The 2,885-nt window shown below is 32.8% G+C and carries 6 protein-coding genes; all 6 read left to right on the top strand.

Going from position 1 to position 2,885, the window contains the following annotated elements; genetic code table 11:
• Positions 1 to 57 precede the first annotated feature (57 nt).
• The 6 genes from Q0K80_RS10200 (at position 58) to Q0K80_RS10175 (ending at position 2,749) form a co-directional block, all read left to right on the top strand.
• The gene (locus Q0K80_RS10200; protein WP_294606025.1) at positions 58 to 663 is read left to right on the top strand and encodes a replication initiation factor domain-containing protein; all 606 of its coding nucleotides are present in this window, start codon (positions 58 to 60) and stop codon (positions 661 to 663) included.
• A gap of 175 nt (positions 664 to 838) precedes the next feature.
• Positions 839 to 1,042, top strand: coding sequence for a hypothetical protein (locus Q0K80_RS10195; RefSeq protein ID WP_294606023.1), 204 nt, complete (start codon positions 839 to 841; stop codon positions 1,040 to 1,042).
• Between the two features lie 185 nt (positions 1,043 to 1,227).
• Positions 1,228 to 1,455, top strand: a complete 228-nt coding sequence (locus tag Q0K80_RS10190; RefSeq protein ID WP_294606020.1) for a helix-turn-helix domain-containing protein — start codon at positions 1,228 to 1,230, stop codon at positions 1,453 to 1,455.
• 60 nt (positions 1,456 to 1,515) lie between these two features.
• Positions 1,516 to 1,755, top strand: coding sequence for a hypothetical protein (locus tag Q0K80_RS10185; protein ID WP_294606018.1), 240 nt, complete (start codon positions 1,516 to 1,518; stop codon positions 1,753 to 1,755).
• Positions 1,756 to 1,975: 220 nt separating this feature from the next.
• Positions 1,976 to 2,155, top strand: coding sequence for a hypothetical protein (locus Q0K80_RS10180; protein WP_294606016.1), 180 nt, complete (start codon positions 1,976 to 1,978; stop codon positions 2,153 to 2,155).
• A gap of 39 nt (positions 2,156 to 2,194) precedes the next feature.
• Positions 2,195 to 2,749, top strand: a complete 555-nt coding sequence (locus Q0K80_RS10175) for a hypothetical protein (RefSeq protein WP_294606014.1) — start codon at positions 2,195 to 2,197, stop codon at positions 2,747 to 2,749.
• Positions 2,750 to 2,885 lie beyond the last annotated feature (136 nt).

Here is a 2,885-nt window from a genome sequence, read left to right as displayed (position 1 = left end):
CAAGTGGAACGGCTAGGCTGACACCCGTTAAGTAATACGGGTGTAGTGAGAATAAAAATGATGAAACTTAATAATGTCAAAATTGATCAGATTCGTTTCATGATTCCAGTCAAAGATCAGAGGCTCAAAGAAAATGAGTTTCCAATTGAGTTAAACAAGGTAAATAACCTATTTAGATTTGAAACGATCTTTACACAAAAAAGTATCTTGAATTTTGGTAGAAATGGTTATACGAACTCAATTAATTATGGTTCTAGTGAGCAAGATTTAGTGACAATTATGTTCAATCCAAAACGCTTAGATATGGGCTTATTAATTGACCTAACTGCTAGTGGTAAAGCAATGTTTGAATCACTAGCACAATTACAAGATATTAAAGTCGATTGGAAAAGAATAATTGAAATAATATATCAAAAATTTCAAGGTCACGTATCAAGAATTGATGTGGCAATTGATTTAATTGATTATGGTTATTCGATTGATAAAATATATAACAAACTTAAGAATGAAGAATATTTATTTTTAAATGCACGTAAACAACTAATTCCAGCAGAACGTATTAGGTATATTGGTGCGAATAATCAAGTTTTTACTATTTATGTTGGGAGTAGAAAGTCAGATGCATTCATGCGGCTTTACGATAAAAAAACAAGAACAACTTGATAATAAGGGCTTATACGTTCACTTGCCAACAATTATCAAGATTGGATCAGAGTTGAAGGTGAATTTAAACACCGTGAGGCTCATACAATTGGGAAAATGGTGTCTACTCTGAATACGAATAATATCTATCCTTATTTGACTGATTGTATTTTGAAGCATTGGAAGCTTGTGATTAATGATGGCAGAAAATGAAATTGCGTACACACCAGAGTGGCAAGAAATAGACAGGTTAGCTAAAACTAGTGAAATAAAACAAGACCAACTGACGCCTGTCTTTGATATTTGGGTCAATCGTAAGATTGAGTGGTTTCTCTTTAACGGTGCAGTGGGTGTGTTATATCTATATAAAAGAAGTTTTTGGCAAAGATGGCTTAAATAAATTTATTAATTTTAATTTAGAGTATTTTGATAAAGAAAATATCCCAGGACATTATTATCCTTCTGGCAATATTAAGACCGAACTTAAGAAGTATCATGAAACTGCAAGGCTATTTAGTTTGGATGAATATTTAACTGAAATTAAGTCATTGATGTACGAGAACAATCGTAAAAAAGGAGGTAAAAATGGCAATTACGGAAGAAAAACTAAACAAGACAGAGTTAGCTAGGGCATTACATATTAGTTCATCGACTTTGTGGCGCTCAATTAAAAAAAATAAGCAAAAGGCAAGAAAGTATCACTTACATCGTTGTCCTGAACACGCAGTTTATTCAACTGGCAGAAAGTACTTTTATGCGCAGGAAATGCAAAACTGGCTAGAAGAAATGTCTAACTTCGTACCTGAAAAATAAAATTAACTGCTGTAATAAGGGAGTACTATTTCGGTACTCTCTTTTTAGGGAGTAAATGAAATGTCAATTACTAAGATTTCTAAGGGAAAATATAGTGGCTGCTTTCGGGTAAGGATCCAGCCAAAAGACTTAACTACTGGTAAGCAAATTAGCTTGCCCAGTAAAGTAGCTAATACTTTAGTAGAAGCAAAACAATTAGAGCGAAAAATGTGGGGTGAATTTAAAAGTAAAGATTTTGCCAGGGTTACTAAAGCTAATACCAGTTTTGCGCAAGCTTTATTAGATATTAGATTATTGTAAGGGAGAATATGAAGCAGGCAGGTGGAGTTTACCCACATTTACTGATTCGGATTATACTTGTCGTTTAGTTGGCAAATATTTTGGTAAAACCAAAATCAAGGATATTACTGAAACGCAAATTAGGGCCTTTGCACGTAATTATATTAAGACCCATAAGGCGAAAGTTTCAAAAAATTCAACCATTGATCGGCGTTTACAATATATTAGACAGTACTTTTCAATGTTAAAAGAGCAAGATGTTATTAATATTAACCCTGTTCCTAAAAATCCATTACGAAAATTTTTTAGAATAGAAGAGTTTTCGATAATTCCGGAAAAGTATGTGTTTACTGCTGAAGAAGTTGTGAAAATCAAGCAGGAAATTGTTTTAGAATTAGCGAATTTGCAAATTGATTTTTAGGTAAGTCGTTTAGCAATTTTAATTGCCTTGGAAACTGGGATGCGACCGCAAGAATTGCAAGCAATTAGGTGGAACCAATTAATTAAAGAAGGCAGTTATAATGTGTTTGAAATTGATAATGCCTGGAGCGAAAAATTACATCGATTGAATGGACACTTGAAAAGTCGATCACACGGCTTTAGTCGTAAAACTTTGCCAATTTCAAATAATTTAGTTGAATTGTTGCTTAATTATCAGAAAAAGCAACGAAAGCTATTACGTGATAAAGGTATTATTAATAGAAACAAGTTTATTCTATTGATTATGCGTGATAAACGGTTAACAGCTGATGGTGTTCCAATTGGTCAAGCTAGTATGAACATAATTATTAAAAAAGTTGCAGAAAAGATTGGTGTTAATGCGACAAGTAAAAAAATAAATATGTATACTTGTCGGCATACTGTGGCTACTAAATTAGATAATACACCAGGAATAAGTTATCCTTGGGCAGCATTCAGATTGGGACACACCACAGAAATGTTTTTAAAGACTTATGTTCATGTTGCAAAAGATAAAAGTCAAGCTATGATGGACCTTTTGAACCAAACACAATAAAACACAATAAATTCTGAAAGTGCTATAAATAGGGCCGTGAAAGGCCTGAATTTTGAACTATTATGCTGGCAATCAGCATTTAGAAGAATTACAAAGACGTGTATTATTATAGGGGTTCGTTGGTAAATTTTTGAAT

Origin of the sequence: uncultured Lactobacillus sp., assembly GCF_945290125.1 — a bacterium.
Classification (GTDB): Bacteria; Bacillota; Bacilli; order Lactobacillales; family Lactobacillaceae; genus Lactobacillus; species Lactobacillus rizhaonensis.
Note: the sequence above shows the minus strand (reverse complement) of the source record. Positions and strands in the feature narration are given on the sequence as shown.

What these genes read in the sequence shown, in the direction of transcription:
- Q0K80_RS10180 (WP_294606016.1), top strand. Translation starts at nt 1,976, where the DNA reads ATGTTAAAAGAGCAAGATGTTATTAATATTAACCCTGTTCCTAAAAAT.
- Q0K80_RS10190 (WP_294606020.1), top strand. Translation starts at nt 1,228, where the DNA reads ATGGCAATTACGGAAGAAAAACTAAACAAGACAGAGTTAGCTAGGGCA.
- Q0K80_RS10185 (WP_294606018.1), top strand. Translation starts at nt 1,516, where the DNA reads ATGTCAATTACTAAGATTTCTAAGGGAAAATATAGTGGCTGCTTTCGG.
- Q0K80_RS10195 (WP_294606023.1), top strand. Translation starts at nt 839, where the DNA reads ATGATGGCAGAAAATGAAATTGCGTACACACCAGAGTGGCAAGAAATA.
- Q0K80_RS10175 (WP_294606014.1), top strand. Translation starts at nt 2,195, where the DNA reads ATGCGACCGCAAGAATTGCAAGCAATTAGGTGGAACCAATTAATTAAA.
- Q0K80_RS10200 (WP_294606025.1), top strand. Translation starts at nt 58, where the DNA reads ATGATGAAACTTAATAATGTCAAAATTGATCAGATTCGTTTCATGATT.